This window comes from Mesorhizobium sp. M0601 (genome assembly GCF_040320845.1).
Lineage (GTDB): Bacteria > Pseudomonadota > Alphaproteobacteria > Rhizobiales > Rhizobiaceae > Mesorhizobium.
This window is the reverse complement of the sequence record NZ_JAMYQK010000001.1, coordinates 185,663-209,022: the sequence shown is the minus strand read 5'-3', so window position 1 is coordinate 209,022 and position 23,360 is coordinate 185,663. Positions and strand designations below refer to the sequence as shown.

The window sequence follows — 23,360 nt, the reverse complement described above, 5'->3', positions numbered from 1 at the left end:
CCTGATACCCGAACTGCTAGACTCGCCCACATCATGTTGTTAACGACAGCGGATGAAGCAGAACTATCTTTATCTCATCATCGGCGCTTTGGCCGTCGCCGTTATTGCGTTGGGGATTTACGTTTATCGCGAGGAGACTAGGCCGAAAGGCGTGGAACTTCGCATCGACGATTCCGGCATTTCAGTTCAGGAAAAATAGACCGCGTAGTCCTGTTGCCCGACTTTGCACTGGAAGTCGGCTTGTACCGCCTCACCCCAACTCCAACGTCGTTATCGCAAAAATTCCGGACTGCATGAGCTGCGGCGCCTTTCCCTTGTACATCCGAGCCGTCTCGAAGCCCTGTTGAAGGCCTGCGGACGACAGCAAGTCTGCAAATTGCCGGCTGGTTTCGGGAACGTCGAGATGGACGTTTCCGGGACCGGACATGTGCGCGAGCGCGGCGAAGAGATGGCTTGCCGCGTCCAGGCTGTCGGCAAAGAGCGGGCCGATCTTGCAGCCGTCCCGGCATTGGCGCGCGACGCCGTATCCCGCAATGGCGCCGTGCTTGAGGATCGCAAGCGCCATGTGCGGCGGGCGCAGCCAGTGTTCCAGGAAGGATCGCCTCGGACCGGGAAAGAAGCGGCGGTCATAGTCCAGTATGTCCGGCACGAGTTCCGGCCCTATGGCGCGAATGTCGTTGCCGACGGCTGCCGGGACATTCGGTGACCCCATGAACCGGATCGTCCGGTAGGCCGGTGCAAAACCCATGCTGCGGTAGTTGGCCTGCTGTTCGACAACGCCGTCGAGGCCGATCGTGCGCTTGCCGAGCCGCGCTATGCCGGCATCCCAGACCGCCTTGCCATGACCTTGGGCACGCCTGTCCGGCCGGCAGATGTAGAGGCCGATGAAGCCGAAACCATCGCCATAGGCGACGGCCGAAATGCCGGCCGCCATCTCGCCATCGATAAAGGCGCCGATGAAGCCCTGCGGGTCGGCTGCCTGAAACAGCGCGGCATCGTTAAGGCCGGGATTCCAGCCTTCCGCCGCCGCCCAATCGACAAGGGTTTGCACTTCTTCACGTGCGAGCGTTCGGATCGTTCGGGGCATTGCGATCACTCGGCGGCGCCAGGCGCGAAGGATTTCAACGCGCCATGATAAGACTTTGCCAACGGGCTTGCATAGGCGCCGCGCTTGGATGTCGTCAGGCCAAGGGCGATCAATGCCTCGGCCTGTTTCACGGCAGCGCCCACGCCGTCGATGACCGGAAGCCCGAATTCCCGCTGCAGCGCCGCCGCCAGATCGGCCATGCCGGCACAGCCGAGCACGATCGCCTCGGCGCGATCCTCGTCGATGGCGCGCGCAATCTCGCTGCGCAGCCTGAGCAGTGCGTCGGACGCCGGATCTTCGAGGGCAAGAACCGGGATGTCGGCGGCGCGCACGCGTGCCCGCCCCGCCATGCCATAGCGTTGCACCAGGCCTTCGACCGGCACGCGCGAACGTCCGGTGGTGGTGACGACGGTGAAGCGCTGGGCGATGAACGAGGCCGTGCTGAGCGATGCCTCGCAAATGCCGATGACCGGAATGTTGGCCATGGCGCGCGCGGCATCGAGGCCGGTGTCGTCGAAACAGGCAATGATCGCGGCTTGCGCGCCGGAGCGTTCGCCGGCGGCGATCTCGACCAGCAGGCCGGGCACGGCAAGTGCTTCATCGTAATAGCCTTCGATCGATACAGGTCCCATCGACGAGGTGACGGCAACGATCTTCGTCGATTGAGCAGCGACCGATCGGGCTGCCGCCGCGATAGTGTCGGTCATGCTGGCGGTGGTGTTTGGATTGACGACGAGGATCTGCACTGTCAGGCACGCTCGCGGCGGCGGCCGACATAGACGATTGCGCCGAGCGTCAGCAGGATCACCAGGAAGGAAAACACGGTCGTCACGGTGCCCAGCGCATAGAGCACCGGCGTCGTGACATTCGTCGTCATGCCGTAGATTTCGAGCGGCAACGTGTTGAACGTGCCCGAGGTCATCAGCGTGCGGGCGAACTCGTCATATGACAGAGTGAAGCCGAACAGGCCGACGCCGATCAGGCTGGGCGCGATCATCGGCAGCACGACATGGGCAAAGGTCTGCCACGACGATGCTCCGAGATCGCGCGCGGCTTCCTCATAGGCTGGCGAGAACCGGTTGAAGACAGCAAACATAATCAGCACGCCGAAAGGCAAGGTCCAGGTCAGATGGGCGCCGAAAGCGGAGGTGTACCAGGCGGGGCGGAAGCCGATCTGCTGGAAGACGACGCCGATGCCGAGACTGATGATGATCGACGGCACGACCAGGCTGGCGACGGCCAGATAGAACAGTGCGGTTGCGCCGCGAAATTTCTGCCGGAAGGCCAGGCCGGCGAGCAGCGACACGGCGACAGTGACGACCATCACCATCAGGCCAAGGACGAGCGAGCGTTTGAAGCTGCCGCCGAAGTCGCCGACCGCCTGGCGCTCGAACAAATTGGCGAACCAGTGCAGCGACACGCCGTTCAGCGGAAATGTCAGACCGCCGTTCTCGCCCTGGAAAGAGAGGATCAGGATCGCCGAAAGCGGGCCGTAGAGGAACAACACGAAAAGACCGAAGAACGCCGCCAACACATAGAATTCGAGGGTGCGCTTGTCCTGGCTCATCGCCTCACAGCTCCTTGCGGATGTCGACGATGCGCAGGATGCCCGCGACCATCAGCAGCACCAGCACCAAGAGCACGACGGCGTTGGCGGCAGCTGCCGGATATTGCAGCAGCGACATCTGGTTCTTCATCATCAGCGCGACGGAGGCGCTCTGCCCGCCGGACATCACCTGCACCGTCGAGAAGTCGGCCATCACCAGGGTGACGACGAAAATGGTGCCGATCGCCATGCCGGGCTTGGCGAGCGGAATGACGACGTTCCACAGAACCTGCCAGCCGGAAGCACCGGCGTCGCGCGCGGCTTCTATCAACGACTTGTCGATGCGCATCAGCGTGTTGAAGATCGGCGTCACCATGAACAGCGTATAGAGATGCACCATGGCCAGCACCACGGCGAATTCGGAATAGAGCAGCCATTCGATCGGCTTCGGGATCAGCCCCATTTGCACCAGCGTCGAGTTGACCAGGCCATTGCGGCCAAGCACCGGAATCCACGAGATCATGCGGATGATGTTAGAGGTCAGGAACGGCACCGTGCAGACAAGGAACAGCACCATCTGCATGGCCGTGGTCCTGATATGGAAGGCAAGGAAATAGGCGACCCAGAAACCGATGAACAGCGTCAGCGCCCAGACGATGGCGGCGTATTTCAGCGTATTCAGGTAGGTTTTCCAGGTGACCCAGGAGCCGAGCGTGTCGGAATAATTGGTGGTCAGGAAATCCGGATACATCGCCGCGAAATCGTAATCCCAGAATGAGACCACGGCGATCATCAGAATTGGCAGCAGGAGGAACGCGCCGAGGATCAGCGCCAGCGGTGCCGCCTGGAGATAGGGTGCGACTCCGGCAAAGGAGCGCCTACGTCTGGCAGGCCTTGCAGACGTAACGTGCGTGGATTGTTCGAGCGCTACTGCCATCTATATCTCGGTCGAAGTCGGCGATGCGACTGAGGGGTGTGCCCTTCTCCCCCTGTGGGAGAAGGTGGCCGAGCGAAGCTCGATCGGATGAGGGGTGTTCCAGCTTGGCACCAACAGTGCTCCGTCCAGCACCCCTCAACCGTCTTGGCGCTGCGCGCCAATCTGCCTTCTCCCACAAGGGGAGAAGGCAGAGGGCATCAAGCAGCGATGAACTCGTTCCAGCGCTTCACCATGTAGCGGTCCTCGTCCATGACCGAGTTCCAGCAGGCGACCTTGCCCATGCGCTCTTCGAACGAGCCGCCGTCACGCACGGCGCCAGCCTTTTCCATGACCTTGCCGTCCGGCGACAGGATATCGCCCTTTGCCGGCTTGCCTTCGATCCAGTAGCCCCACTCGTCCTCGGACATGAACTTCTTGGCCGACACCATGTTGGCCGAGTAATAGCCCTGACGGTTGAGATAGCCGCCAACCCAGCCGGACGTGTACCAGTTGATGTATTCATAGGCGGCATCGAGTTCGGCGCCGGAGAGATGGGCTGCCAGGCCAAGCCCGCCACCCCAGGACCGGTAGCCTTCCTTGAGCGGCTGGAACCGGCACGCGATGCCCTTGGAGCGGACCGCGGCCACGGCCGGCGACCACATCGACTGGATTACGACTTCGCCTGAAGCCATCAGGTTGACGCTCTCGTCGAAGGATTTCCAGAAGGCGCGGAACTGGCCGGCTTGCTTGGCCTTGATCAGGAAGTCGATCGTCTTGTCGATCTCCTCCTTGGTCATGTTGCCCTTGTCGGCGTATTTGATGTTGCCCGTTGCCTCCATGATCATCGCCGCATCCATGATGCCGATCGACGGGATGTTGAGGATGGCGGTCTTGCCCTTGAAGGCCGGATCCATGATGTCGGCCCAGGTGGTGATATCGCGGCCGACGAGGTCGGGGCGGATGCCGAGCGTATCGGCATTGTAGATCGTCGGCACCATGGTGAACCAGTTGGTCGGCGCCTTGGCGAAGACCTTGCTGTCCTGCGCCTCGACGTAACCGACGGTATGCGGCGCGGTGCCCTGGGCAATGACGCTGTCCGGCGTCAGCTTGCCGGTTTTGAACAGCGGCACCAGCTCGTCGTAATATTTCAGCTTGCTGACATCCATCGGCTGCAGGACGCCTGTCGGGAACACCTTCTTGCAGATCCAGTATTCGATGTCGGCGATGTCGTAGCTGTCGGGCTGCGTCACAGCGCGCTGCGCGGCGGCGTCGGAATCGGTTGCTGTCATCTCCAGCGTGATGCCGAGGTCGGCCTTGCACTTGTCGGCGATGGCATTGAGGTTGGATACGCCGGTGCCGAACTGGCGCAGCGTGATGTTCGATTGCGCCCAGATGGTCGGAAAGCCTGATATGGCGCCGGAACCGGCGGCGAAACCGACGGCGGCGGCACCTGTCTTGAGCAGCGAACGTCGCGATATTCCAGTCTTCTTGTCGGTGGTGTTGGTCATGTTCAGTTCCCCTGTTTTGGTTGGTTATGCTGGATTTCAGGAATCGAGACGGCCAAGGACGATCGCGTCCTCGGCGTCCCAGGCGATCGGCACTGCGTCGCCGACGGCAACCGGCCTGGCGAAGAAGCTGGTGTCGTCGACGATCACCGTGAAATCCTCGATGCCGGCGCCGTTGACTGAGAGCTTCACGGTCGAACCGCGGTACTCGACGTTTGCAATAATGCCGGTGAAGCCGAGCCCGGCTGCCGGCGGCTCGCCGATGCGCACGTGGTCGGTGCGAATGGCGATGTCGATGGGTTCCCCGGTCTCCCTGCCCTGCCCGCTGGCGGCGAGCGTGACGCCGCCGGGCACATCGAAAACGACCATGCCGTCGCGACTGCCGGCGACGCGCCCGGAGATGACATTGTGGTCGCCCATGAAACGAGCGACGAAGGCCGTGGCCGGCCGCTCGAACACCGTGCGAGGGTGCGCCGCCTGCTCGATACGGCCGTCGTTCATCACCACGATCAGGTCGGCCAGCGCCATCGCCTCTTCCTGGCTGTGGGTGACGTGGACGAAAGTGATGCCGAGCGACGTCTGCAGCTTCTTCAGTTCGGCTCGCATGCGGATCTTCAGGAAAGGATCGAGCGCCGAAAGCGGTTCGTCGAGCAACAGCGCCTCGGGATCGGTGATCAAGGCGCGCGCAAGGGCAACGCGCTGCTGCTGCCCGCCGGAAAGCTGCGCCGGGCGGCGGCTGGCATAGGCCTCCATCTGCATCAGCTTCAGCATGTCGAGCGCCTTGGCGCGGCGCTCCTCCTTGCCGACGCCTTTCATCTTCAGGCTGAAGGCGACGTTGTCGATCAGGTCGAGATGCGGAAACAGTGCGTAGGACTGGAACATCATGGCAGTGCCGCGCCTGGCCGGCGGCAGGTCGGTGACCACTGTGTTGCCGAGACGCACGTCGCCACTCGATATGCTCTCGTGCCCGGCGATCATGCGCAGCGTCGAGGTCTTGCCACAGCCGGACGGACCGAGCAGGCAGCAATAGGTTCCGGCAGGGATTTTCAGGCTGATGCCTTCGACGGCAGTCGTCGCGCCATAGACTTTCGAAACGGACACAATGTCGATTTCGGCGGCTTTGGACATCCAGCTTCCCCTTTGGTCGGATTAGCCAAAGCATCATGCGTGCCAGTTGCGCACCGCCGCACCAACTGACTGAATCCTCGAAGAAATCAGGGCCGCCTCTATGTAGCTGCCGATACGTCGGCCTTGTGCAATGCACAAATTATAGGCGATTGCCGCCGATCTCCGCAAAGATCGTATGCAATCTTTTTCATCTCTGTATTCACTTTGTCTCTCGTCCAAGCGATGCGATTCAGGGTAGAAGAAGGCAGGACCACTGCCATGAACATTGCCGACCAGACCTTCCCTGCTATCGAGGCCGCCAACGAGGATCGCGCGCAGGCGATCCGCGACCAGTTGCGCGACGCGATCGTCGATCGCCGGCTGGCGCCGGGAACAAAGCTTTCCGAAGGCGAAGTCGGCACGCTGTTCGATGTCAGCCGCACCGTGGCGCGTGCCGCACTGCAGATGCTTTCCTTCGAGGGATTGGTGCGCACCGAGCGCAATCGCGGCGCCTTCGTCGCCAATCCGTCGCCGGAGGAAGCGCGGCAGGTTTTTGCTTCGCGCCGGCTCATCGAACCAGGCATCGCGATCGCCGCCGCCGGACGGATGACGCCGGCGCATGTCGCCGCGTTCAAGGCCCAGCTCGACGAAGAAGGCCGTTTCATCGCCGAACGCGGACCGAACGCAAGGCGATCGGAGATCAAGGCGTCGGGGGATTTTCACCTGCTTCTGGCGTCGGTCGCGGGAAACGTCATCCTGCAGCGCTTCATGGAGGAATTGGTCGCTCGTTCATCGCTGGTGATCGCACTCTATGGCCGCTCGGGCATCTCGAGCTGCGGCCACAACGAACACACGCAGATCCTCGAGGCGCTGGAAAATGGCAATGCCGAACGCGCCAGCGCGCTGATGCTGCACCACATCGACCATATCGAGGCCGACCTCGATTTGCGCGTCAGGAGCGGCCCGGCACTCAGGCAGGCGCTCGAGTTCTGAAAATTTGCCGTTCGCGGCAACCTCGCCATGCCCATAATCACCTTTGCCCGACAAGCGCTTGCCTTGCGAAGCGCGCGCGGCCGCACGCCTTCCCCCAAAGCGCAAGATACGGCCGGCGGTTGAGGTGCCGTACACGATACGTAAGTGCACCCGCTCAATGATTGCGTCGAGATAAGCGTCACATGCTCGGGGCCGCATGTAGACGCATCGAGGTATCGAGCCGGGGATGTCGCAATGCGCAAGGGCCTTGCCGCGGTGCTTATGGATTTCGTCAGAGCTCGTCGGTCGCGGCGAAGCTGCGCCTCGCTGGACCTTTCGTTTGGCCGGATTATCTCCGGAATGACAGCGGTGTCTTTCATCTTGCTGCCGACGGTGGGCTTCACCAGCGATCACATCTCCGCCTGGCGCCTGGGCGCCCGTATCGTCGCCGTCGGGCTGCCGGGCGTGGCCGGCGTGCGCGAGGTGGGGCGTTTTCATAATGGCGGACCGATACCGGGAAATCCGGAATTCCTGCTGACCACGCGCGAAGGACGTGTGCTCGATCCGCTTAGGGTTCTGGTCGCGGTAGGCAGCAATTTCGGCGCGCCACAAGGCGATCTCGTATTCAAACCTGGCGCGATCCTGTCAATCGATCCGCGCGGCGACAAATCGGGCACGATCCTGGTTCCGCAGGATCTCACCGACCAAGATCTAGCCGACTATGGCGGAGCGAGCCCAGTCCAGCTCTACACGGCGCAGAGCGAGCCATTCCTCAACCGGCGCTACAATGGCCAGGCTCGAACGGCGCGGCTGGCGGCGGCATCCGGACCGCGCTACATCTCGATCAACAACGCCTTTGGAAGGCCCTGGATCGCCAACGCGCCGAACGGATTGGCCGGCGAAGGCAGCGTCACCGTCGTCGACCCCGACGGAGCCCCGCTCGACAATGCGCCAAGCCGCGAGGCCGGCGGCGTGTTCGCCGGCCGGTCTACCGATCGCGAACAAGCGCAGATCGCTCAACCCACTGGATGGCTGGCGAGCGGCTGGCTGGCCAACGGATGGCTGGCGAAGCGGCTGAACTACCGGGCAAGCGGCCAACTGACGCCCGGCGGGCTGCAGACCGGTGCGCTCGGAACGGCGTTTCTCGGCCCGTCACCGGACGGCAGCGGATTTGCCGTGTTCGGCGCGGTCACTGCGGACGGCAGCGTGGTCCAGATCCATGTCCAGGACGGTGTCGACGGCCTAGCCGGCCCTGGCACGGTGAGCATGGGCCGCAACAGCGGCGACGATCCCGGCGTCATCGGCATTGCCTTCAAGTGGAACCCGGACCGTGTTCTCTACATCGCCGACCCCGGCCGCGACCGGCTGGTGCTGCTGAAACTGCAAGACGACCGGCGGCATTTCACGGTCGCCGGGGCTGGCATGGTCTCGCTGCCGGAATTCGATCGTCCAGTCGACATTGCCGCCGCTGTCCCCGAGATCGCCAATCCGCACTTTTCGAGCCATACGACGCTTGCCGGGGGGTCGGACCTGTTCGTCGCCAATCGCGGCGACGGCTCGCTGCTGCGCATAAGCCAGGACGGCCGGCTTCTCGCCCGAGCGACGATCGACATCCCTGGCCTTGGGCCTCTCGGCGGCGATCGCCTGCGAGCCATCGCAATGTCGGCGGACGCGCAGCGGATCTGGATAACGATAGGCGGCGAGCTTCCCGGATTTCCCGGCCGCGACGGAGCGCTGCTCGAGGTTCCTGCTTTTGACGAGCACGGCGTGTCGGCGACGGCCCAGCAGACGCAAAATGCTGCCGCCAACCCCGATCTCGCCGCTCGCGGAAGGGAGCTGTTTCACACCGATTTCACGCCGCGGACCGGTCTTGGACCATTGTTCAATGCGACGTCCTGCCTGTCCTGTCATCCCGGCCCCGGCGGTGCGAGCGCGGATGAGAACCGTTTCGCGCGCAGGATAGCCCATATGGATCCGGGATCCGGGCGCACGGTCCCGATCGATCATCCCAACAGCCCGGTCGCCCGGCGCTACATGCTGCGCGATGGTGCCGGCATCGCGGCTGAACCGGCTGCACTGCCGCAGCAGGCCAATGTCATCTCGCTGCGCATGCCGCCCAGCCTCTACGGCGTCGCTGGCATAGACGACATACCCGACAGCGTCATCGAGGCGCAGGCAGTCAGCAAAGGCGACGGGATCAAGGGCCGCCCGCACTATGTCCTCGATGCCAACGGCGCGACGCGCGTCGGCCGCTATGGCTGGAAGGCCGACATTGCGGTCCTCGAAGAGATGGTCGCCGACGCTTTCACCAGGGAGCTCGGCATCACCAGCGTCGTCTCCGGCCACAGCGGGACGGACACGCAACCCGTCGAACAAGGGTCCGGAGAGATCGAGGCGGTGGCTGCCTATCTGCGAACGCTCACCCCGGCCGAGGAGGCCAGGCGATGAGCATCGCCCTGACGTTTTCGCATGCGCCGGAACAAGCGCACTCGATCTTGCCCGGTATAGCCGTGGCGGCCGCGCTCGCCCTTGCGGGCGGCTGGATTGCCGGCGGATTGGGCGAGCCGCTGTCGCGCAATCCGGTCCTCGTCGCCATGCTCTTCGGGCTGCTGATCGGCAACAGCTTTGCCTGCCCCGACGTCCTGCGCCCGGGGCTCGACTTCACCAAGCGCTACCTGTTGCGCCTGGCGGTCGTCCTTGTCGGCTTCCGCATCACGACGCGACTGTTCCTCGATCTCGGGCTGATGCCGCTCGCGGTGGCGGCCATCGAACTGATCCTGGTCGCGGCTTTGCTCTACGCCATCGCACGTAGGCTGTTCAGGCTGGAGGCCGAGATCGCGTTGCTGGTCGCGGTCGGAAGCGCCGTCTGCGGCGCAGCCGCCATTCTCTCAGTGGCTGCGCTGATGCGCGCACGCGACCAGAGCGCGGGGGTTGCGATCGCCCTGATCACGCTCAGCGGCACCGCGGCGCTGCTCGTCTATCCCGTGATGTTCCTGGGCGGCTGGCTGCCGCATCTCGACGACCGGCTCTACGGCGTGTTCGTCGGCGCGAGCATCTTCGAACTGGCGCAGGTCTACGGCGCCTCCTTCGCAGTCTCGGACGGGGCGCTGAACACCGCTACCCTCGTCAAGCTCAGCAAGGTGCTGATGCTCATCCCGCTTCTGCTGGCCATCGGCACGTTCTTTCGCGGCCGCAAGAGCGCGCCCGGAGCAACGCCGATCCCGTTCCCGTGGTTCATCGTCGCCTTCATCGGCGTGGTGATGCTCAATTCGCAAATCACGCTCGATCCGCAATTGCGCCGCGGCATTCTCGACGTCGACCAGTTCCTGTTCCTGATGGTGATGGTCGCGCTCGGGATCACCACACGCATCGGCCGTCTCGGCGAAGCCGGCGGTGCGTGGCGCCTGATCGGCCTCGGCTCCAGCGGAGTGCTTTTGTCGGCAACCCTGGCCTCTGGCGCACTGATCCCGTTCTCGGCCGGCTTCCTGGCCTCGCCGTCGGTCTCGAGCGAAAGCGCAATGCTGGCCAGCGATGGCGGAAGGCTCTTCGCTTCGGTCGGCTGCGCCAAATGCCATGTGCCGGCGCTGGCGGGCACAAAAGGCGAAGTCAGGCTCTACTCGGACCTTTTACTGCACGACATGGGATCGGCGCTCGACGACAAGATCATCCAGGGCAACGCCATCGGCGCCGAATGGCGGACAACGCCGCTGGTCGGCATCCGCCTGCGCCAGCGCTTCCTGCATGACGGCCGCGCGACCACACTGCGCGATGCAGTGTTCGCGCATGGCGGCACGGCGCAGATCGTCCGCGACCGCTTCTTCGGCCTGGACGAGGCCGACCGCCAGGCGGTCCTCGATTTCGTGAGCAGACTATGAACCGGCCGCGTCACGCCAAAACCGGACCGAATCGCCATGCATGAAGGCATCATCGCGGAGCTGAACCATCTCGACGGACCCGAGCTGCTGGCGCCACTCGTCACCGACTTGTTCCGCGGAAAGGTAGCGCTCGTCTCCTCATTTGGCGCGGAATCTGCGGTGTTGCTGCACATGGCCGCATCGATCGACAGGTCGCTCCCCATCGCCACGCTCGATACCGGAAAGCTGTTTGCGGAAACGGTCGCCTATCGTACGCAATTGACGGCCTTGCTCGGCCTCACCGACGTGCGCATCGTCACGCCCCGGGCAAACGTCCTGCGGGTGCTCGACGGCTCTGGATCGCTGCACCGCAGCGATCCGGACCGGTGCTGCCACATCCGCAAGGTGCTGCCGCTCGAGAAGGCCCTGAGCGGTTTCAAGGCCTGGATTTCCGGCCGCAAGCGCTATCATGGCGGAGTTCGCACGGATGTTGCGACGCTGGAAGAAACTGACGGACGCCTGAAGATCGAGCCACTCGCCCGCTTCACCCGGCAGCAGATCGAGGTCTATCTCGACCATCATCGCCTCCCCCGGCATCCGCTCATCGAAAAAGGCTATTTCTCGATCGGTTGTGCGCCCTGCACCGTCGCGTGCGGCAGTGCGGACAATCCGCGCGCGGGCCGCTGGAGCGGATTGTCGAAAACAGAGTGCGGGATCCACCGGTCGCCCATCCCCTCGCACAATCCGGTCCCGTCCGCTTCCCGATTTCCGGTTGCGTAAGGCACCGAAGACCCGGGCGCCCAACAAGCCTTGAAAACTAGGCACGCTTGCGAAAACTGGGAGATCAATCGCCGGGAAACTAGGTGACCGTACCGATGTGCGCGGATGCCACTGCGCACAGGATGAGCTCGTGCGTTTGGAAAGGACTGCCAGGCAGCCCATGAGCTTGCCAATCGGAGGGAATAGCCATGATCAGGTCTTCTACCGGATTTGGAGCCGACGGTCGAAGACCGAGTGCGAGGTTCGCCCGCCGTCCATTGCCCAGTTTCAGGTTGCGCAACCATCGAGATCCGCCCTCCCGGGATCAGCCAGTGCCGCTTCATCTACGAAGCCCCCACGAATTGTCGCATGACTGCGCCAGGCTAACGTCAATCGGATCGGCGGGACGGTCATGGCAGCACGACCGTCGCTCGATGATTGGTCGAGCGGGAGCCCCCATGGCCGCCTTAGATGCCTTTGAAGCCGATGCGACGCAACCGCTCTCGGGCACAGGCCGGATCGCCAAGCTGGCGGCCCCGCGCAGCGCCAGGATATTGAGGCGGAACCGCGTTCTCGAAGCGATCGATCGGGTGTCGCGGTCGAGCGTATGCTGGGTGGCGGCACCGGCCGGCTACGGCAAGACGACCGCGGTCATCGATTATCTCGAAAGCGTCGAGGCGCCGCACATATGGTACCGTGTCGATGAGGGCGACCAGGATATAGCGCGGTTCTTTCAATATCTGGCGCAGTCGCTGGACTCAGTCTCGGCTGGAGACATGCCGGTCTTCGGCGTCGAGTATGCCGAGCAGCCGAAGGAGTTCGCCAGGCGCTTTTCCAGAGCCTATTTCGCTCGGCTAAAGCCCGGCACAATTCTGGTGCTCGATGATTTGCACGACGCCGATACCGCAGAATTTCGGGCGGTGCTTTCCGAGATGTTCCGTGAACTTCCTGACACCGTCCGCTGCATCTGTGTCTCACGCACGCTGCCCCAGGAGGAATTGGGCGACCTCATTCTCAAGGGCAAAATGGCTGTCATCGACCGCCACGCGCTCGAATTCTCGACCGCGGAAGCGCGCGATCTCGTCCACCTGCGTTCGAGGGACGCCGCTCGGGTCGATGTCGAGGCGGCGCGCGGTTGGGCGGTCGGGCTCGTCCTGCACGCGGACCAAGGCACCAAAGCCGGACTGGACGGCACAACGGAGACGGTCCCCGGCGGGCAGAACGTGCTGCCCGACGTTCTCGGTCGTCATTTCTTCCTTTCCCTTCCCTCCGTCGACCAGGACATGCTGCTGAAACTCAATCTGCTGCCCGAAATCAGCGCCGGGTTGGCTGACGAGATGATCGGGTCGGGCGAAGCAGGAAAGCTGCTCGACAGGCTTTACAGGCGACAGTTTCTGGTCACGCGCTCGGAAAACAACCGCGATATCTTTCACCTTCATGACCTCTTGCGCGACTTCCTCGAGCGTCGTTTCGCACAGCAAATTGCCAGGGAAGAGCAGCAATCGCTCCGGCGAAAGGCGGCGAAGGTCCTTGCGGGGGCGGGCCGTCATGACGAAGCCATACGCCTCGCCTTACAGGCCGACGACTGGGACCAAGCGAGCGACCTGCTGCTGAGCCGCGCAGAGGACTTGCTGGCGCAAGGGAGCCGCGCGACCTTCATCGAGTGGTGCGGCCGATTGCCGGAAACCATCATGAATGGCTGGCATTTCTATTGGCTGGGCGTGGCCCACATGCCCGACGACGCTGCGGCGGAGCGTTGGCTGTCCAAGGCGTGGCAAGCCTTTGGCGAGGCCGACGATCTGCGCGGCCTGTGCCTCACTGTGTCGCGGGCGGTGTTGGTCAAGACTGCCAGCTGGCGCACGTACGAAGGTCTGTCCATGTGGACGCGACGGGCGTTCGAGCTGATCGAACGCGGGCTTCCGGAACTACCTTCCGAGGAAGCGATGCTGGTACGCATTGGCATGATGCGGGCGCTGAACTTCGGCGACGACTGCTATCGCAGCAGCCCCGCCGGACAAGCACTCGAAACCGAACTCCTGGAGCGGTTGACCCGGAATCCCGAGCACGATCCGAGCGGATTGCGGCTGCTTGCCAGCGAAACGCTGATCGATCTTTCGGTATCGACCATGCGCGCCGATCTGTTCGCCAAGGCCGTCGACAGCGTCGTTGACGATTTGAGTGACAAGAGCGTGCTGCCTTGGATTCTCGGCATGTGGCTGGTCGCCTTTGGTGCGGAAAGTGGACGTTATTTTCCCTATAAGAGAAGGGATTTTCCCTATCCGTCGGCCGAAGCGGCGTTGCGGGCGGCGATCGCAATTGGCGAGCGCGAATCGCTGAGGGGCGTGGAGTTCGGGGGGCTCTATCATTTGCAAATGCAGATGAAGGTCCGCAACGATTTTGCCGAGTTCCACCAAGTGGTCGAGCGTTTGGCCGAGATCGCCGACAGCCGTTTCACCACGCAGGTCGCCGTCGTCGCCGATTGCCACGCCGCGCTCCATGCCAGGCAAGGCGATTTCACGGCCGCTTACCAGGATTGCGAGCGCTTCATGACTGCCATCGAGGCGGCCAACGAGCCGATGATCGAGCGCTGGCCGCACTACATCACGCAGTTCCAGGTGCTGCTGGCGGACAGGAAGCCGCGCGAAGCCGCCGTGCTTCTCAGCGATCTGCTGCCGCGGCTGGACGGCGGCGCCCACAAGCGAACCGAGATATGCATTCTGGCAGCGGCCGCATTGGAGAACCTGTGGAGCGACGATCCGCACTATGGCGACCGGCTGCAGGCCTTCCTGGAAGCGCTGCGCGACATCAGCTGGCCAATGGTGCTGCTCAATGTCCCGGAATTGCTCGCCGAACTGCTTGGCGATGCGCTTGAGCGCGGCATCGAGCCCGAGTTCTGCCGGTCGTTGATCCGCGAACGCCGGCTCGAGCCGCCGCCCCGGCGGCCCGCCGCCTGGCCCTGGCCGCTCAGGGTCCACGTCCTCGGAGGCTTTCGGCTCGAACTCGATGCAAACCCTCTCGCGCTCGGCGCGAAGCCGCCGACGAAGGCCCTCGACATCCTGCGAGTGCTGGCGATCTCAAAGGAAAATACCCGCTCGCAGGAGACCATTCAGGACTGGCTGTGGCCCAACCTCGACGGCGACCAGGCGCGGGCGGCGTGCGACCAGGCGCTTCATCGGCTGCGCAAGCTGTTGGGACGGACCGACCTCATCGTCCAGCGCGAAGGCAAGCTTCGCCTTGCATCGGACAAGGTCTGGGTCGACCTCGCCGACTGGGAAGCACGGCTCAAGACTGTCGCAAAGGTCAATGCGGAGGGATTGCGGCCAGACGCGGAGGCGCTCTTCCATGCATTCCCGGGTCCGTTGTTGTTGCACGAGCGAACCGCTTCCTGGTCGCTCCCGGCTTGCGAGCGCGTGCGTCGCGAACTGATCGATCTTGGGCTGCGGCTCGGCCAGCGGCTGGAGGCGGCCGACCAAGCCGACAAAGCACGGGCGATATATCTAGCGGTATTGGACTTCTATCCAGATGCCGGACCGATCTGCAAAGCGCTGATAAAGGAGCAACTGTGCCGCAATGATTTCGAAGGCGCAGTTGACGAATATGGGCGCTGCGAGCGCGCATTGCGTGCTGCCGGTGACGTAGCGGCCGCAGACATACGCGCGCTGGTGGCTCCCTATCTCGCGCGACGGGCGTCCCGATCCTCGTATTGAAACGACACGTTCTTATGGCCATGGTACTGGCGGAATTTTCACCCGCCAGCGCTCAACGCACGATCCTCACGCACATCGGCGTGCCAATATCGATGGATCGGCCGGTGTCGGTCAGCCGGCCGGTTGCGGCATCACGGGCGAAAATCGAGATGCGGTCGGCATTCTGGTTGGCCGAGAACAGATGGCCGCCCGAGGGCGTCAGTGCCAGATTGCGCGGCGTGGCACCGCCGCAAGGCGTATAGTCGACAAGAGCAATCCTGCCGGTTTGCTGGTCGACCGAAAACACGACGATGCTGTCATGACCGCGGTTGGAGCCGTAGAGAAAGCGGCCGTCAGGCGAGATCTGGACGTCGGCACAGTGATTGCCGTCGCGCGCCTCGGGCGGCACGGCCGGCTTGCTGTCGATCACCGTAAGCTTGCCTGATGCTTCGTCCAGCGCCAGCGAGACAACCGTCGAATCCAGCTCGTTCATGACGAACACGAAGCGACCGCCCGGATGCAGTGCGAGATGGCGCGGACCCGCGCCTGGCGCAAGCGCCGACTCGGCGAGTTTCGTCAGGCTGCCGTCGCGCCCGATGCGATAGGACACCAGCCGGTCGATGCCGAGGTCAGCGACGATCGCCATGCCGCCGGCAACCGTCTCGGTTACGCTATGGGCATGCGGCCGCTCCTGGCGGGCAGGATCTGGTCCGGTCCCGCTATGGGCAACGCTCGACAACGGCGCTGTCAGGCCGCCATTCTCACCCAACCCATAGACCACGACCGAGCGATCGGGGCCGCCCTCGCCCATGCCGTAATTGGCGACCAGCAGCTTGGTCCGGTCGCGCGTGATGGTGTTGTGCGCCGTGATGCTGCCCAGCGTCGGCTGCTTGTTGATGTAGGACAGCGTGGCGGTCTGCCTGTCGAAACGGTAGGCCGAGACCACCCCTTCGCGCCAGGTGAACACTTCTGAGTTGGCATAGACGTGGGAGCCGTCCGGCGTCACCGACAGGAAGGTGGGATTGTCGATGTCTCCCGTCTCGGCCAGTTTCTTCGTCTGCAGCGTCCCTTCGTCGAAACTGTAGACACCCAGCCCGATGCCGCGCGCGCCCTGAAAATACGGGGCGTCGCGATTGAGGCTGCCGACGAAAATCAGACAGGCATTCTGCATCACTTCCTCCCTTGTTCCGCCGGCATTGGCCCCAACGGAGCAGGCAAAATTTCGCCGAGACTCGCTTGCAACGCAACCCCATATGTGAAAATACTATTCACAAAAGAAGATTGACGGGAGGATCGATCATGCATTTCGCTGGTCTGCGGCGCGCCCTGATGGACGATTCCCGCTCCCAGAGGAAGTTGTCATGAGCAGTTTCGCGCCAACCGTGGGCGTGGCATCGACACACCCCGCCAACATGCCTAGGGATCACGCCGACCTTCCCGTCTGGAACGCGGAGAACTGGTTCTACGAAGACTGGCCGGTCGGCCAGAAGATCCGCTCGCTGCGCCGGACCATTGCCGAGGGCGACAGCCATCTGTTCAACACGCTGGTGCTCGACATCCATCCATACGTGCAGGACCAGATGTTCGCCGAGACGCAAGGCATTTTCGGCAAGCGGCTGGTGGCAGGGGCCTTCGTGTTCTCGGCCGGGCTCGGTCTCGTCGCCACCAATTGCGTCAACGCCTTTTCGTATGGCTACGACAAATTGCGCTTCATCAAGCCGGTGTTCATAGGCGACACGATCTATTCAATCCGCTCCAACCTCGACAAGAAGCCAAAATACAAGGAAATGGGGCTGATCCGCGCCAGCTATGAAGTCTTCAAGGGTGAAGGCGAGCTCGTGCTTTATTGCGAGCACCTGCAGACGGTGAAGTACCGCAATCCGGCCGATTTCGCCGGTAAGACGGAGAAATAGGCAATGGCTGCCATTGCCGAACTGCCGCTGACCGGGCTCATCGTTGTCGATATGAGCCAGTTCTTGTCCGGGCCTTACTGCTCGCTGCGGCTGCTCGACCTCGGCGCTCGGGTCATCAAGATCGAACGGCCTGACGGCGGCGACCTGTCGCGCCGGCTCTATCTCAGCGACACCGAGATCGGCGGCGATTCCACCATTTTCCATGCGATCAACCGCGCCAAGGAAAGCCTTGCCATCGACTTGAAGGACGAGGCCGACCTTGCGGCGCTGCGCGGCCTGCTGGCCAAGGCCGACGTGCTGATCCAGAATTTCAGGCCCGGCGTCATCGAACGCCTGGGCTTCGATTACGAGGCGGTGCGCAAGATCAATCCGCGCCTGGTCTATGCCTCGATCAGTGGCTATGGCGAGGAAGGCCCGTGGGTCAAGCGGCCGGGGCAGGATCTGCTGGCGCAGGCGCGCTCCGGCGTGATGTGGCTGAACGGCGACGAGGACCAAGGGCCGGTGCCCTTCGGCCTGGCGATCGCCGACATGCTGGCGGGTTCCGCCGCCGCGCAAGGCATCCTCGCCGCACTGGTGCGGCGCGGCGTGACCGGCAAGGGCAGCCATGTCGAGACCAGCCTGCTCGAAGCGCTGGTCGACTTCCAATTCGAGGTGCTGACCACGCACCTCAATGACGGGCGCCGGCTGCCGCGGCGGTCGAGCTTCCGCAGCGCGCACGCCTATCTCTCGGCGCCCTACGGCGTCTATCCGGCCAAGGACGGCTATCTGGCGATCGCCATGACGCCGATCTCGAAACTCGCCGATCTCCTCGGGCTCGAGGAACTTGCGCCCTACCGCGATCAGCCGTCGACCTGGTTCACTGCCCGCGACGAGATCAAGGCGATCATCGCGCAAAAGATCGCAACGAAGACGGTCGACGAATGGCTTGCCATCCTCGAGCCTGCCGACATCTGGTGCGCCAAGGTTTTGACCTGGCCGGAAATGATGGCCAGCGAAGGCTTCCAGGTCCTCGACATGCTGCAGACGGTGACGCGCGAGGATGACGTTTCGATCCTCACCACGCGCTCGCCGCTCAGGGTCGACGGCATCCGCGCCAAGGTCGAGCGGGCCGCGCCGCGCATCGGCGAGCACAGCGCAAAAATCCGCGCGGAGTTCGGGCTGTGAGCGACGCCACGCTCAAAGGCATGACCTGGAGCCATCCGCGCGGCTATGACCCGATGGTCGCCTGTTCGAGACTGTGGAAGCAACAAACTGGCATCGCCGTTGAATGGGACAAGCGCTCGCTGCAGGATTTCGAATCCTTCCCGGTCGAGGAACTGGCCCGTGCCTACGACCTGATCGTCGTCGACCATCCGCATGTCGGCCAGATCACCGCCGAGAATTGCCTGGCGCCGCTCGATGTCGCCGGCCGGGAAGCCGAACGCGCGGCACTTGCGGCGGGCAGTGTCGGCCGGTCCTTTCCGAGCTACAACTGGCAAGGCCGGCAGTGGGCGTTTCCGATCGACGCGGCCAGCCAGGTGCAGGCATGGCGGCCCGACATGCTTTCGGCTGCGCCGGCGAGCTGGGCCGATGCCCTCGATCTGGCCCGGCAAGGCCACGTGATGTTGCCGCTGAGGCCGCCGCATTCGCTGATGGTGTTCTACACGCTTGCCGGCAATCTCGGCCGGCCCGCCGGTGAAGGCCCTGGCGACCACGTGGATCCGGCAGCGGGCAAGCAGGTCTTCGAGATGATGCGCGAGATCGCAGCCCTCGTCGACCCGGCCTGTCTTGGCATGGATCCGATCGCGGTTCTGGAGCAAATGGCCGGATCCGGCTCGCGGATCGCCTGCGCGCCGCTGATCTATGGCTATGTCTCCTATGCCATCGCCGGGTTTCGACCCACCCGCCTGGCTTTCGCGGATATCCCGGCCGCTGGCAATGCCGGCCCCAAAGGCTCGGCGCTCGGCGGGACCGGCATCGCCGTGTCGGCCTTCTCGAGGGCCGGACAGGCAGCAATCGACTTCGCCTACTGGATCGCCAGCGGTGACGTGCAGCGCGGCCCTTACGCCTCGGCCGGCGGCCAGCCCGGCCATGCGGCAGCCTGGGCGGATGCCGCCGTCAACGCCGCCGCCGGCAATTTCTACAAGGACACGCGGACTACGCTCGAAGGTGCCTGGGTGAGGCCGCGGCACGACGGCTACATGGCGTTCCAGCAGGCGGCGTCCGATCGCATCAATCTCGGCCTGAGCGAAAGGCACAATGCCGCTCGCGTCGTTGCCGATCTCAATCGCCTGTTTCGGGAGAGCCTTTCGACGCAGGTGTCCGGCGTTGCCGGCGGAGGAGCCTGAAACAACCGAACGGAGGAGAACATGAACAGCCTGATCCGCGGCCTTATGGCCGCAACCGCACTTGCATCGGTCACGACCATAGCTTGCGCTCAAGACGTTTCGGGCGTGATTGCTGGATTGCCGACCGAACTGAAGGCACAATATGACGGCGCGCCGCAAAAGGTGCTGCCGTCGGCCTGGGATAATTTCACGCCGCCGTCAAAGCCGTGGAAATGGTGCCACTCCGAGTCCTACCAGGGCAATCCGTGGCGCGTCACCGTGACCAAGGAGTTGAAGCGGCTGGTCGACGGCCTGATCGCCGACGGCACCGTGGCGAGCTTCGAGGTGTCGGATTCCAACAACGACGCCAGTCAGCAGATCAACCAGATCCGCGCCTTCATCGACAAGAAATGCTCGATCATCACCTCGATCCCCGGCTCGGCGACGGCGCTGGACGATGCCATCGATGCCGCAGCCAAAGCCGGCATCCCCTTCATCACGGCAGCTGGGTCGGTGACCAGCCCGAATGCGATCAATGTCGATTCCAACTATGCGCGCTGGGGCTACGACATGATGACCGCGATCGGCAAAGCAATGCCGGACGGCGGCAGCGTGCTTCTGGTCGAAGGCATTGCCGGTCACCCGATCGTCGTGCAGGAGCGCCAGGGCGCCGACAAGGCGCTGGCCGAAAATTCAAAGCTCAAGGTCTCGCGCAGCGTCAACGGCAACTGGACTGCAAACGTCACCAAGACGGCGGTGCTGCAGGCGATCGCCACCAATCCGGCGCCGATCGATGCGGTGTGGACGACGGGCAGCGAAAGCCGCGTCGTCGCCGAGGCCTTTGCCGAGGCCGGCCGCCCTGCCCCGCTGATCACCGGCTCGATCACCGGCGATGCGCTCGGCTACTGGAAGGCCAATCCCGACAAATACCGCTTCGAAGGCCATGCGGTTCTGCCGCACTGGACGGCCGAGACGCTGTTTCGTGTCGGCGTGCGCATGCTCGACGGACAGAAGGCGAAGCTCAACACGCTGCTGATCCCGATTCCGCCGGTGCACAATGCCGACCTCGGCGCCTGGTACAAGGACTGCATGACGCCGGACGCCGTCTCGATCTTCCCGGTCCCGCCGAAGGATCCGATGCCGGAGGAATGGCTCGATGCCTACTTCGCCAATCCGGCACCCACCAAGGGCTGGGATTATTCGAAGGTGCCGGACGCCTGCGCCAAGTAGGATACGAAGGCCGGCTCCGCACGGGCGGTGCCGGCTTTCTCCATCAGGATTGCTCATGCTGGAAGTCCAGGCCATCTCGAAACGCTACGGCGAAACGATTGCGCTGGCCAATGCCTCAATCGCATTCCGCGCCGGCACGATCCACACCATCCTGGGCGAGAATGGTTCGGGCAAGAGCACGCTGGTCAAGCTGCTGTCGGGGATCGTCCAGCCGGACAGCGGCGCGATCCTGCTCGACGGAGCGCCCTTTACCGGCCTCTCGCCGGCGGCGTTCCAGGGCGCCGGGTTCGCCACCGTGTTCCAGGAAGTGCTGATCGCGCCTGACCGTTCGGTGACGGACAACATCCTGCTCGGCCTCGACGGCTTGCTGACGCGCACCGTGCCGCGTGCCGAGCGGCGGCAACGCGCGCAAGCGGTGCTGAAGCGCTTCGCGGTGACCGAGATCCCGCTCGACCAGTTGGCCGGGCAATTGCCGCTTGCGGTTCAGCAATTGGTAGTGCTCGCCCGCGCCGTGGTGCGCAGCCCGCGCATTCTCATCCTTGACGAGGTTACGGCGGCGCTCGACTTTGCCGATCGCGAGGCGGTCTTCGCCATGATGCGCAAGCTTGCCTCCGAAGGCTGCCTGATCCTGTTCATCACCCATCGCATGGACGAGGTGATGTCGCTTTCGGACCGGATTTCCGTGCTGCGCGGCGGCAGCGTGGTGACGACTGAGGAACGCGGCACGTCCTCCGCATCCGAACTTCTCAGAGCGATGGCGCCACGCACGGCGGCGGAGCTGGCGCATGGCTGATCGCGCCAGCCTTTCGGTGCGTGGCCTGGTGATCGCGCCGGGCGCAAGCCCCATGACGCAAACCATCGCGCCTGGCGAGATCGTCGGCCTTGCCGGCCTCGACGGCCACGGACAGGAGCGGTTCCTGAAAGTGCTGGCCGGCCTGGAACGCCCGGCCGGCGGCGAGGTGACCGTCGAGGCGCCAACCGGAGCACGCGCGATCACCAATTTCCGCAAGGCGGTCGCCGGCGGCATCGCCTATTTGCCGCGCGACCGGCGCACCACCGGCATTTTTCCGACCCAATCGGTGCTCGACAATTTTGCCGTCTCGACGCTGTCGCGCGATATGCGTTTCGGTCTGCTCAGCTTCGCCGCGCGGCGGCAGCGCTATGAACGCTATCGGGACAGACTGTCGATCATCGCGCCACGGCCGGACGCCCCGATCACCACGCTTTCCGGCGGCAATCAGCAGAAGGTGCTGCTGGCCCGCGCATTGGCGCTGGAACCGGCGATCCTGCTCCTCAATGATCCGACGCGCGGTGTCGACGTGGCGACGCGCCATGTCCTCTACGATGTGTTTCGTGGACTGGCGGCGGACGGCATGGCTCTGGTCATCCTGTCGAGCGAGATCGAGGAGATCCTCCTGCTTTGCCATCGCGTGCTGGTGTTCCGCGAACAGCAGGTGGCGGCTGAAATCACCGGAGATGCGATGAAAAGCGATACGGTGATCGCCGCCATGTTCGGGCGCGCGGCATGAGCGGGTTGCGGCGCATGGCGGCGCGATGGCGCGGCGCTGGCTTTGCGGCAGTGCTGCTGGCCATCCTGATCGCGGTCAATCTGCTGCTCAATCCGGCGCGCTTCCATCCTGCCGCCTGGGGGGCGCTGATCGGGCTCGCCGCGCCGCTGATCGGCGCAGCGGTCGCCTCGGCTCCGGTGATCCTCGCTGGGCGCGGCGGCATCGACATTTCCGTCGGGCCATTGATGGGCTTCGTCAATGCGATGGTGATCCAGCTGCTGTTTCTCAGGCTTGGCATATCTTCGCCGCTGGTCATCGTGCCGGCGGCGCTTCTGATCGGCGCGATCGTCGGCGCTGCCAACGGCTTCTTGGCGACCATCGTTCGCATCCAGCCGATCGTTGCGACGCTCGGCACCTATCTGATCCTCACCGGCATGACGCTGACCATCCTGCCGGCGCCGATCGGTCCGGCGCCGGGCTGGCTGAAGGCAATGGCCGGACCCTGGTCGGCACTGCCGCTGGCGCTGATCTTCCTGTTCTGGTGGCTGGTGCGGCAGACGCCTTATTACGACCAGCTGATGGCGGTGGGCAGCGACGACCGCGCCGCCTACACGGCCGGCATTCCGGTGACGAAAGTACGTTTCATCGCCTATGTCATGACCGGCATACTTGCCGCCTGTGCCGGCCTCATGCTGACCGCCCTGATCGGTTCGGCCGACCCTAATATCGGGCCGACCTACACGCTGATCGCGATTGCCGCGGTGGCGCTCGGCGGCGTCAGCCTTGCCGGCGGGCGCGGCGGGCTCGCCGGCGCCGCCATCGGCGCTGTCGACATCTTCCTGCTGCAGAGCGTGCTGACCGCCTTCAACGTCTCCACCTATGTGCTGCAGATCGCCTATGGCGCGATCCTGGTTGTGGCGGTCATCATGACGGCGCTGCAGGAGCGGCTCTCGGGACGGAAAGGCTGAGAA

The 23,360-nt window shown here is 63.9% G+C and carries 20 protein-coding genes; 13 read left to right on the top strand and 7 right to left on the bottom strand.

Going from position 1 to position 23,360, the window contains the following annotated elements; translation table 11 throughout:
• Positions 1 to 52: 52 nt before the first annotated feature.
• On the top strand, positions 53 to 199 hold the full coding sequence (locus NKI41_RS01100) for a hypothetical protein (RefSeq protein ID WP_352452379.1): 147 nt from the start codon (positions 53 to 55) through the stop codon (positions 197 to 199).
• Positions 200 to 250: 51 nt separating this feature from the next.
• Here the strand turns inward: NKI41_RS01100 and NKI41_RS01095 are convergent, their stop codons facing one another.
• The 6 genes from NKI41_RS01095 to NKI41_RS01070 form a co-directional block, all read right to left on the bottom strand.
• The gene (locus NKI41_RS01095; RefSeq protein WP_352472212.1) at positions 251 to 1,087 is read right to left on the bottom strand and encodes a GNAT family N-acetyltransferase; all 837 of its coding nucleotides are present in this window, start codon (positions 1,085 to 1,087) and stop codon (positions 251 to 253) included.
• Positions 1,088 to 1,092: 5 nt separating this feature from the next.
• On the bottom strand, positions 1,093 to 1,833 hold the full coding sequence (locus NKI41_RS01090; RefSeq protein ID WP_352472211.1) for an aspartate/glutamate racemase family protein: 741 nt from the start codon (positions 1,831 to 1,833) through the stop codon (positions 1,093 to 1,095).
• A gap of 2 nt (positions 1,834 to 1,835) precedes the next feature.
• Positions 1,836 to 2,654, bottom strand: a complete 819-nt coding sequence (locus NKI41_RS01085; RefSeq protein WP_352451583.1) for an ABC transporter permease — start codon at positions 2,652 to 2,654, stop codon at positions 1,836 to 1,838.
• Between the two features lie 4 nt (positions 2,655 to 2,658).
• Positions 2,659 to 3,570: an ABC transporter permease gene (locus tag NKI41_RS01080; protein ID WP_352472210.1), complete on the bottom strand. Its 912-nt coding sequence runs from the start codon at positions 3,568 to 3,570 to the stop codon at positions 2,659 to 2,661.
• A gap of 197 nt (positions 3,571 to 3,767) precedes the next feature.
• Positions 3,768 to 5,057: an ABC transporter substrate-binding protein gene (locus NKI41_RS01075; RefSeq protein ID WP_352472208.1), complete on the bottom strand. Its 1,290-nt coding sequence runs from the start codon at positions 5,055 to 5,057 to the stop codon at positions 3,768 to 3,770.
• 36 nt (positions 5,058 to 5,093) lie between these two features.
• Positions 5,094 to 6,182, bottom strand: coding sequence for an ABC transporter ATP-binding protein (locus NKI41_RS01070; protein ID WP_352472207.1), 1,089 nt, complete (start codon positions 6,180 to 6,182; stop codon positions 5,094 to 5,096).
• A 258-nt stretch (positions 6,183 to 6,440) separates the two neighbouring features.
• Between NKI41_RS01070 and NKI41_RS01065 the strand changes: the two genes are divergently transcribed.
• The 5 genes from NKI41_RS01065 (at position 6,441) to NKI41_RS01045 (ending at position 15,453) form a co-directional block, all read left to right on the top strand.
• On the top strand, positions 6,441 to 7,154 hold the full coding sequence (locus NKI41_RS01065) for a GntR family transcriptional regulator (RefSeq protein ID WP_023676076.1): 714 nt from the start codon (positions 6,441 to 6,443) through the stop codon (positions 7,152 to 7,154).
• Between the two features lie 339 nt (positions 7,155 to 7,493).
• On the top strand, positions 7,494 to 9,581 hold the full coding sequence (locus NKI41_RS01060; protein WP_352680968.1) for a di-heme oxidoredictase family protein: 2,088 nt from the start codon (positions 7,494 to 7,496) through the stop codon (positions 9,579 to 9,581).
• Complete coding sequence (locus tag NKI41_RS01055) at positions 9,578 to 11,008, top strand: putative sulfate exporter family transporter (RefSeq protein ID WP_352472925.1); 1,431 nt, start codon at positions 9,578 to 9,580, stop codon at positions 11,006 to 11,008. Before NKI41_RS01060 ends, NKI41_RS01055 begins: the two co-directional genes overlap by 4 nt.
• Positions 11,009 to 11,044: 36 nt before the next feature.
• On the top strand, positions 11,045 to 11,767 hold the full coding sequence (locus NKI41_RS01050; protein WP_352502966.1) for a phosphoadenylyl-sulfate reductase: 723 nt from the start codon (positions 11,045 to 11,047) through the stop codon (positions 11,765 to 11,767).
• Between the two features lie 437 nt (positions 11,768 to 12,204).
• On the top strand, positions 12,205 to 15,453 hold the full coding sequence (locus NKI41_RS01045) for an AfsR/SARP family transcriptional regulator (RefSeq protein ID WP_352680966.1): 3,249 nt from the start codon (positions 12,205 to 12,207) through the stop codon (positions 15,451 to 15,453).
• 52 nt (positions 15,454 to 15,505) lie between these two features.
• Here NKI41_RS01045 and NKI41_RS01040 read toward each other — a convergent pair whose 3' ends face one another.
• Positions 15,506 to 16,603 (bottom strand): lactonase family protein, encoded by a 1,098-nt coding sequence (locus NKI41_RS01040; protein WP_352472922.1) that lies wholly within the window; start codon positions 16,601 to 16,603, stop codon positions 15,506 to 15,508.
• Positions 16,604 to 16,793: 190 nt separating this feature from the next.
• On the opposite strand from NKI41_RS01040, the gene NKI41_RS01035 reads away from it, so the two are divergent.
• The 7 genes from NKI41_RS01035 to NKI41_RS01005 are packed head-to-tail and all read left to right on the top strand — an operon-like array spanning position 16,794 to position 23,357.
• Positions 16,794 to 17,345: a MaoC family dehydratase gene (locus NKI41_RS01035; protein WP_352472921.1), complete on the top strand. Its 552-nt coding sequence runs from the start codon at positions 16,794 to 16,796 to the stop codon at positions 17,343 to 17,345.
• A gap of 3 nt (positions 17,346 to 17,348) precedes the next feature.
• The gene (locus tag NKI41_RS01030; RefSeq protein ID WP_352472920.1) at positions 17,349 to 18,509 is read left to right on the top strand and encodes a CaiB/BaiF CoA transferase family protein; all 1,161 of its coding nucleotides are present in this window, start codon (positions 17,349 to 17,351) and stop codon (positions 18,507 to 18,509) included.
• Between the two features lie 20 nt (positions 18,510 to 18,529).
• The gene (locus NKI41_RS01025) at positions 18,530 to 19,672 is read left to right on the top strand and encodes an ABC transporter substrate-binding protein (RefSeq protein ID WP_352472930.1); all 1,143 of its coding nucleotides are present in this window, start codon (positions 18,530 to 18,532) and stop codon (positions 19,670 to 19,672) included.
• A 21-nt stretch (positions 19,673 to 19,693) separates the two neighbouring features.
• The gene (locus NKI41_RS01020; RefSeq protein ID WP_352472919.1) at positions 19,694 to 20,881 is read left to right on the top strand and encodes an ABC transporter substrate-binding protein; all 1,188 of its coding nucleotides are present in this window, start codon (positions 19,694 to 19,696) and stop codon (positions 20,879 to 20,881) included.
• 55 nt (positions 20,882 to 20,936) lie between these two features.
• A complete protein-coding gene (locus NKI41_RS01015; RefSeq protein ID WP_352472918.1) occupies positions 20,937 to 21,674 on the top strand; it encodes an ATP-binding cassette domain-containing protein in 738 nt (245 codons plus the stop codon).
• Complete coding sequence (locus tag NKI41_RS01010) at positions 21,667 to 22,410, top strand: ATP-binding cassette domain-containing protein (RefSeq protein ID WP_352472917.1); 744 nt, start codon at positions 21,667 to 21,669, stop codon at positions 22,408 to 22,410. Before NKI41_RS01015 ends, NKI41_RS01010 begins: the two co-directional genes overlap by 8 nt.
• Positions 22,407 to 23,357 carry an ABC transporter permease gene (locus NKI41_RS01005; protein ID WP_352472916.1) on the top strand — a complete coding sequence of 317 codons (951 nt, stop codon included), beginning with the start codon at positions 22,407 to 22,409 and terminating at the stop codon, positions 23,355 to 23,357. The genes NKI41_RS01010 and NKI41_RS01005 overlap by 4 nt, the downstream gene beginning before the upstream one ends.
• Positions 23,358 to 23,360: the final 3 nt, after the last annotated feature.

Excerpts from the sequence above, each read along its gene's own strand:
- NKI41_RS01100 (WP_352452379.1), top strand. The coding sequence starts at position 53 with ATGAAGCAGAACTATCTTTATCTCATCATCGGCGCTTTGGCCGTCGCC.
- NKI41_RS01080 (WP_352472210.1), bottom strand. The coding sequence starts at position 3,570 with ATGGCAGTAGCGCTCGAACAATCCACGCACGTTACGTCTGCAAGGCCT.
- NKI41_RS01030 (WP_352472920.1), top strand. The coding sequence starts at position 17,349 with ATGGCTGCCATTGCCGAACTGCCGCTGACCGGGCTCATCGTTGTCGAT.
- NKI41_RS01020 (WP_352472919.1), top strand. The coding sequence starts at position 19,694 with ATGAACAGCCTGATCCGCGGCCTTATGGCCGCAACCGCACTTGCATCG.
- NKI41_RS01085 (WP_352451583.1), bottom strand. The coding sequence starts at position 2,654 with ATGAGCCAGGACAAGCGCACCCTCGAATTCTATGTGTTGGCGGCGTTC.
- NKI41_RS01005 (WP_352472916.1), top strand. The coding sequence starts at position 22,407 with ATGAGCGGGTTGCGGCGCATGGCGGCGCGATGGCGCGGCGCTGGCTTT.
- NKI41_RS01015 (WP_352472918.1), top strand. The coding sequence starts at position 20,937 with ATGCTGGAAGTCCAGGCCATCTCGAAACGCTACGGCGAAACGATTGCG.
- NKI41_RS01065 (WP_023676076.1), top strand. The coding sequence starts at position 6,441 with ATGAACATTGCCGACCAGACCTTCCCTGCTATCGAGGCCGCCAACGAG.
- NKI41_RS01045 (WP_352680966.1), top strand. The coding sequence starts at position 12,205 with ATGGCCGCCTTAGATGCCTTTGAAGCCGATGCGACGCAACCGCTCTCG.
- NKI41_RS01010 (WP_352472917.1), top strand. The coding sequence starts at position 21,667 with ATGGCTGATCGCGCCAGCCTTTCGGTGCGTGGCCTGGTGATCGCGCCG.
- NKI41_RS01050 (WP_352502966.1), top strand. The coding sequence starts at position 11,045 with ATGCATGAAGGCATCATCGCGGAGCTGAACCATCTCGACGGACCCGAG.
- NKI41_RS01035 (WP_352472921.1), top strand. The coding sequence starts at position 16,794 with ATGAGCAGTTTCGCGCCAACCGTGGGCGTGGCATCGACACACCCCGCC.
- NKI41_RS01025 (WP_352472930.1), top strand. The coding sequence starts at position 18,530 with ATGACCTGGAGCCATCCGCGCGGCTATGACCCGATGGTCGCCTGTTCG.
- NKI41_RS01095 (WP_352472212.1), bottom strand. The coding sequence starts at position 1,087 with ATGCCCCGAACGATCCGAACGCTCGCACGTGAAGAAGTGCAAACCCTT.
- NKI41_RS01070 (WP_352472207.1), bottom strand. The coding sequence starts at position 6,182 with ATGTCCAAAGCCGCCGAAATCGACATTGTGTCCGTTTCGAAAGTCTAT.
- NKI41_RS01040 (WP_352472922.1), bottom strand. The coding sequence starts at position 16,603 with ATGCAGAATGCCTGTCTGATTTTCGTCGGCAGCCTCAATCGCGACGCC.
- NKI41_RS01060 (WP_352680968.1), top strand. The coding sequence starts at position 7,494 with ATGACAGCGGTGTCTTTCATCTTGCTGCCGACGGTGGGCTTCACCAGC.
- NKI41_RS01055 (WP_352472925.1), top strand. The coding sequence starts at position 9,578 with ATGAGCATCGCCCTGACGTTTTCGCATGCGCCGGAACAAGCGCACTCG.
- NKI41_RS01075 (WP_352472208.1), bottom strand. The coding sequence starts at position 5,057 with ATGACCAACACCACCGACAAGAAGACTGGAATATCGCGACGTTCGCTG.